Below are 5,637 nucleotides of genomic sequence, written 5' to 3' on the forward strand. Positions count from 1 at the left end.
CCCGTCGAGAGACCCCCGCCCGGCGAGAGGTCCCCGCCCGGCGGCGGGAAGCGGCCGTTCCGATAGCCTCGCGAGCGTGGCGGAACAGCACGGGCAGCACGAGCGGGGCGAGCGGGACGAGCGGCAGGTGCACCGGTTCGAGCGGGGGACGGACGGGCCGAAGGTCATCGTCGTCGGGATGGACGGCTCCGACTCCTCGATGCGGGCCGCCGCGTACGCCGCCGGTCTCGCCCGGCGGCAGGGCGCGCTGCTCGCCGTGGTGTACGTGCAGCCGGCGCTGACGGCGGGGGCGGCGCTGGGCGTGCCGGTGGCCGGGACCGCCCACGAGATCGCCGAGGACCTCGTGCGGCAGATCCGGGAGGCGGCCGAACGGCTGAAGGGGGCGTTCGAGGTCCGCTGGGAGTTCCACACGTTCCACGGCGACCCGTACAACGGCCTGGTGCGGGCCGCCGACGAGCTGAAGGCGGACGCGGTGGTGGTGGGCGCCTCCGAGCAGGCCGGCCACCGGATCGTCGGCTCGGTCGCGGTCCGCCTGGTCAAGGCGGGACGATGGCCGGTGACGGTGGTGCCGTAGCCCGGTGGGGCGGACCGGCTGCCGCCTCCTCGCGGTCCGGCCGCGTGCGGGGCGGTCTTTCCCGACCCGGCGGTGCTGAGCCATCATCGTCCGCCGTCAGCCGTTGCCGTAGGCGAAGAGGTGAGGCACATGGCCGGACTCCGGGCGGGCGAGGGAATTCTGCGCCGTAAACCCATCGAACACATCGAGGAGACGGAAGCCGGCGAGGGGCCGCGGCTGGAGCGGTCGCTGGGGCTGTGGCAGCTGACCGCGATCGGCGTGGGCGGCATCATCGGCGCGGGCATCTTCACCCTCGCCGGAACGGTGGCCAACGGCACGGCGGGGCCCGCGGTGCTGGTGTCCTTCCTCATCGCGGGCGTGGCCAGTGCGGCGGCGGCCCTGTCGTACGCCGAGTTCGCGGGACTGATCCCGAAGGCGGGCTCGGCCTACACCTACGGCTACGCGGTGCTCGGCGAGTTCGCCGGCTGGTTCATCGGCTGGGACCTGCTGCTGGAGTACACGGCGATCGTGGCGGTGGTCGCGATCGGCATCTCCGGCTACTTCAGCTTCCTGGTCGAGAACATGGGCGCGCACCTGCCCGCCTGGATGCTGGGCGCGCCCGGCACCGGCCCCGGGCACAAGGTCGACCTGTTCGCGGCGATCCTGTGCCTGCTCATCGCCTGGCTGCTGACCCTCGGCATCCGCAGCGCGGCCCGCTTCGAGACACTCGTGGTGGGGCTGAAGGTGCTGGTCGTGCTGGTGGTGATCCTGGTCGGCGTCTTCCACATCAACACCGCCAACTACCACCCGTTCTTCCCCTACGGGGTGAGCGGGGCGTTCACCGGCGCGGCGACCGTGTTCTTCGCGGTCTTCGGCTACGACGCGATGTCGACGGCCGCCGAGGAGTCCAAGGACGCGCGGCGGCACATGCCGAAGGCGATCATCTACTCGCTGGCGATCGCCATGGTGCTGTACGTGGCGGCCTGCCTGGTGCTGACCGGCATGCAGAACTACAAGCACATCAACAAGGAGAGCGGCTTCTCGACCGCGTTCAAGTCGGTGGGGCTGAGCCGGCTGGCGGACCTGATCGCGGTGGGCGCGATCATCGGCATCCTCACCGTGATGTTCACGTTCATGCTGGGCGTGACCCGGGTGTGGTTCTCCATGTCCCGGGACGGGCTGCTGCCCAAGTGGTTCGCGAAGACGCACCCGACGCGGCACGTGCCGACGCGGGTGACGTGGATCGTCGGGGTGGCGTCGGCCGGCATCGCCGGATTCCTGCCGATCGCGGAGGCGGCCGAGCTGACCAACATCGGCATCCTGCTGGCGTTCGTGGTGGTGTGCACGGCGGTGATCGTGCTGCGCTACCGGCAGCCGGACCTGCCGCGCGGCTTCCGTACGCCGTGGATGCCGTTCGTGCCGGCGCTGGGTGTGGTCTTCTCGATCTGGCTGATCACGTTCCTGAAGTGGGAGACCTGGGTGCGGTTCGCCGTGTGGTTCCTGATCGGGTGCGTGATCTACTTCACGTACTCGTACAAGCGCTCGGAACTGGCCAGGCGCTGACGGGGCGGACGCCGGGCCTCAGCGGGGCGGACGCCCGGCGTCAGCGGGGCGGGAGCGCGCGGCCTGGTGGGGAGCGTGCCGAACCCGGCCCACCGGCACTCGTCGCCGATCCGGCTCACGGACGCGGGCCGGGCCGCGCTCACCGCCCCATCACCAGGCCGTCCTTCGCCGCGCCCCGGCTGAACACCACGGTCTGGATCCGGTCCCGCACACCCTGCAGGTCGGCGCCCCGGACGATGGCCTCACCCACGTTCACCACCCGGCCGGCCTCCGAGTCGAACATCCCGGGGACGAACTCGGCCCGGGTCACCTCCCAGCGCCCGCCCGGCCGGTCGGGCGGGGCGAAGGTGAAGCGGGCCAGGGTGCTCTGGCGGGCGCGCGGGTCCCGCGGGCCGGGTTCGCCGGCCGGCTGCCCGGCGATCTGGTCGCCCGCGCCGTAGACCACCCAGGTGCCGTTGACCTTCTCGTACGGCTGGGGGACGTGGGCGTGGGTCCCGAGGATCAGGTCGATGTCGGGCCGGCCGCCGGTCTGCGATGCGGTGAGTTGCCGGGCCAGGGCGACCTGTTGCTCGTCGGGCCCCTCTTGCCAGGCCGGGCCCCAGTGCAAGGACAGGACCACGACATCGGCGCCCGCCGCGCGGGCGGCTCTCGCGTCGGCGACGATCCAGCCCACGTCGATCAGGCGGACGGCCCACGGCTGCCCGGGCGGGAGCGGACCGTTCGAGCCGGCGGTGTAGGCCAGGTGGGCGACCGTCGCGCCGCCGGCCCGCAGGAGCGTGCCGCGCGCCTCGACCTCGTCGCGTGCCGACCCGGCGTGCCGCACCCCCGTGCGGTCGAGGGCCTCCAGGGTGCGCCGGACGCCGTCGGCTCCGGCGTCCAGGGTGTACTCGGAGGCGGTGGAGCAGCTGTCGTAGCCCGTCGCGGCGAGCGCCTGTGCCAGCTCGGGCGGGGGCGTGTGGCGGAGAACGCCGGTGTAGGGGGTGCTCTCGCCGAAGGCGGTGTCCAGATGGCACAGCGCCAGATCGGCCCGGGAGACGACGGATCGGGCGCCCTCGAGCATCGGCCGGAAGTCGTAGCCCGCGCCGCCTCCGTCGAAGCCGGCCCTGTCGATGACCGAGGGGTCCGGCAGGATGCCGCCGGAGGCGACGAGCGTGAACGCGCCGGGCGCCGCCGTGCCGGGCTCCGCCGCGGCGTGCGACGCCGACGGAGCAGGCCGTCCGGGCGGAGCGTGCTGCTGTTCCCTGTGATGGTTCTGGCAGGCGGCGGCCGCGGCGAGGAGGGCCGTCACGACCAGGCCCACCCGCCGTCTGCGTGCGATCATCGGTTCACCCCACAGCGGTCGTATGGACAGACAAATGAGTACGAACCTGACGGCCTCCGCAAACGGGATCAGCGCGTCGTTGGCCCGTCCGGTGGACAGCGAGGGACTGACGGCCCTTCCCGAAGGGGCTGACGACCGTTCGTCGAACCGTTCGTCGACGCGATCGACCGTCCGTCGCACAGCGGTGTGCGTGCCCTGTCCCCGCACGACCCCTTGCGATGCCATACGGCCATGACGGCCGGAACCACTCTCCCGCACGCCACGACGACCGCCGAGCACGAGCTCGCCGCCCTGCAGCGCGAGCACGGCCGGCCGCTGTTCGCGCTGCTGTTGCGCCTGTGCGACGGCGACCGCCAGCGCGCCGAGGACCTGTTGCAGGAGACGCTCGTACGCGCCTGGCAGCACCCCGAGGCGCTGCGCGCCGACGCCTTCGACTCCGTACGGCCCTGGCTGCTGACCGTCGCGCGCCGGCTCGCCATCGACGCGCGCCGGGCCCGGCAGGCGCGGCCGCCGGAGGTCGGGGACGCCGACCTGGAGAACGCGCGGGTCATCGCCGACCACGCCGAGCGGGCCGCCGCGATGCTCGACGTGCGAGAGGCTGTGAAGACTCTCACTCCGGAGCACCGTGAAGTCCTGGTGCTGGTGTACTTCCAGGGGGCGAGTGTGGCGGAGGCCGCCCGGACGCTGGGGATCCCGCCCGGTACCGTGAAGTCCCGCGCGTTCTACGCGCTGCGCGCCCTGCGCCGGATGCTCCCGGGCTATGCGGCCGACCTGCGGTGAAACCGACCACAGGGTCAAGCCTTCGCAAAGCGCCTTGCTGCGGACCTCCGTTGAGTAATCGGCTGTCCTCATCCGTGTTCCGGACGAGGCCCCCGTCCGGGGTCGGCCAGGAGCACGCACCGGAGGAAGGCAGGAAGGGATGCAGCACAGAGGTCAAGAGAGCACGGACGGTCACGGCGGCGGTGAACTGGCCGTCCCCATGGCGTGGTTGTACGCCGAGTACATCGCGGACGAACTGCTGCGGACCGGCGACCTGATGCCGCCGACGTCCGTCGAGTTCCGCGCCGGGCGGGACGCGCTGGCGCTCACCGTCTTCCTCTCCGACACCGACGGCGAGCTCTCCGGCATCCAGGTGGTCTCGCAGCTGGAGACCTGGCTGTCGCTGACCGCGTACGACCAGCCGTGGCAGGACTGGGTGTGCGAGCGGATGGCCGACCTCGCGGCCGACGCGCACGCCCGCGGGGTGCGCTCCCCCGACCTGGCGCTGGCCGAGGCGGCCTGGCGGTGGCTGGAGGAGACCGAGCTGCTCGCACCCGACCTGGACGCGGTGCCGGGCGGCCCGGCGGGGGCGGCCGGCGAGGACGAGGGACCGCAGGTGTGGACGCCCGCCTGGCAGCTCGGACTGCCCCTCGGACATCTCGCCATCCATCTTTTTTAGATTCCGACCAATCCGCGGGCCCGGCCGCTCCGAATCCCTTGATTACGATTCGGTGCGTGTCTTGAGTGATTCGACTGTCCGCTGCGTACGGGTGGGAGCAAGGAGTAACCCCACCCACACACATAGGCACGAGGATTCGGCATGAGGTCCCTGGAAAGGCATGGCGACGTCGGCGCGTACGCGCTCGGCGTGCTGGACGAGGCGGAGGCATTCCGCTTCGAGGACCACCTCATGGAGTGCCCTCGCTGCGCGGCGCACGTCACCGAGTTCGGACCGACGGCACGGCAGCTGATGCTGTACCGCAGGGCCACGCCGCGCTTCGTGCACCCCATGACCCAGCCCGGCCCCAGGCTGCTGGACCGGCTGGTCGGTGAAGTGGCGCGCAGGCGCCGGGCCGGACGGCGGCGTCTGCTGTACGGCCTGGCCGCCTCGGTGGTGCTCGCCGTGGGCGGTCCGTCGGTGACGGCCCTCGCCGGACACGGTGACGGGCCCGTTCAGGTGGCGGCCACCGACGCGGGCACCGGCGTGTGGGCCGAGGTCAGGGCCGCGGACCGGGACTGGGGCAGCGACATCGAGGTGCGGGTCAGGGACGGGGCCGGTCCCCACTCCTGCCGGCTGGTCGTGTTCGGCCGCGACGGCTCGGAGCAGACGGTGACCACCTGGAAGGTGCCGGCGCACGACGGCCGGGCGCACAGGATGGCCGGCGGCACGTCGATGCACCCGGGCGAGATCGACCACTTCGAGGTGCGCACGGCACAGGGG

At 72.4% G+C, this 5,637-nt stretch carries 6 protein-coding genes; 5 read left to right on the forward strand and 1 reads right to left on the reverse strand.

Annotated features, from left to right (window positions below):
• Positions 1-76: 76 nt before the first annotated feature.
• Positions 77-574, forward strand: coding sequence for a universal stress protein (locus tag C1I97_RS30025; RefSeq protein ID WP_111006246.1), 498 nt, complete (start codon positions 77-79; stop codon positions 572-574).
• A gap of 129 nt (positions 575-703) precedes the next feature.
• Positions 704-2,116 carry an amino acid permease gene (locus C1I97_RS30030; protein ID WP_111006247.1) on the forward strand — a complete coding sequence of 471 codons (1,413 nt, stop codon included), beginning with the start codon at positions 704-706 and terminating at the stop codon, positions 2,114-2,116.
• Positions 2,117-2,255: 139 nt separating this feature from the next.
• Here the strand turns inward: C1I97_RS30030 and C1I97_RS30040 are convergent, their stop codons facing one another.
• On the reverse strand, positions 2,256-3,437 hold the full coding sequence (locus C1I97_RS30040) for a CapA family protein (protein ID WP_111006248.1): 1,182 nt from the start codon (positions 3,435-3,437) through the stop codon (positions 2,256-2,258).
• 231 nt (positions 3,438-3,668) lie between these two features.
• Here C1I97_RS30040 and C1I97_RS30045 point away from each other — a divergent pair, with 231 nt between their 5' ends.
• From C1I97_RS30045 to C1I97_RS30055, 3 genes are all read left to right on the forward strand, one after another.
• Positions 3,669-4,217, forward strand: coding sequence for a sigma-70 family RNA polymerase sigma factor (locus tag C1I97_RS30045; protein ID WP_111006249.1), 549 nt, complete (start codon positions 3,669-3,671; stop codon positions 4,215-4,217).
• 139 nt (positions 4,218-4,356) lie between these two features.
• The gene (locus C1I97_RS30050) at positions 4,357-4,875 is read left to right on the forward strand and encodes a hypothetical protein (protein WP_111006250.1); all 519 of its coding nucleotides are present in this window, start codon (positions 4,357-4,359) and stop codon (positions 4,873-4,875) included.
• A gap of 141 nt (positions 4,876-5,016) precedes the next feature.
• A partial coding sequence (locus tag C1I97_RS30055) for a zf-HC2 domain-containing protein (protein WP_111006251.1) occupies positions 5,017-5,637 on the forward strand: 621 nt, incomplete at its 3' end.

Source organism: Streptomyces sp. NTH33 (genome assembly GCF_003236365.1).
Lineage (GTDB): Bacteria > Actinomycetota > Actinomycetes > Streptomycetales > Streptomycetaceae > Streptomyces.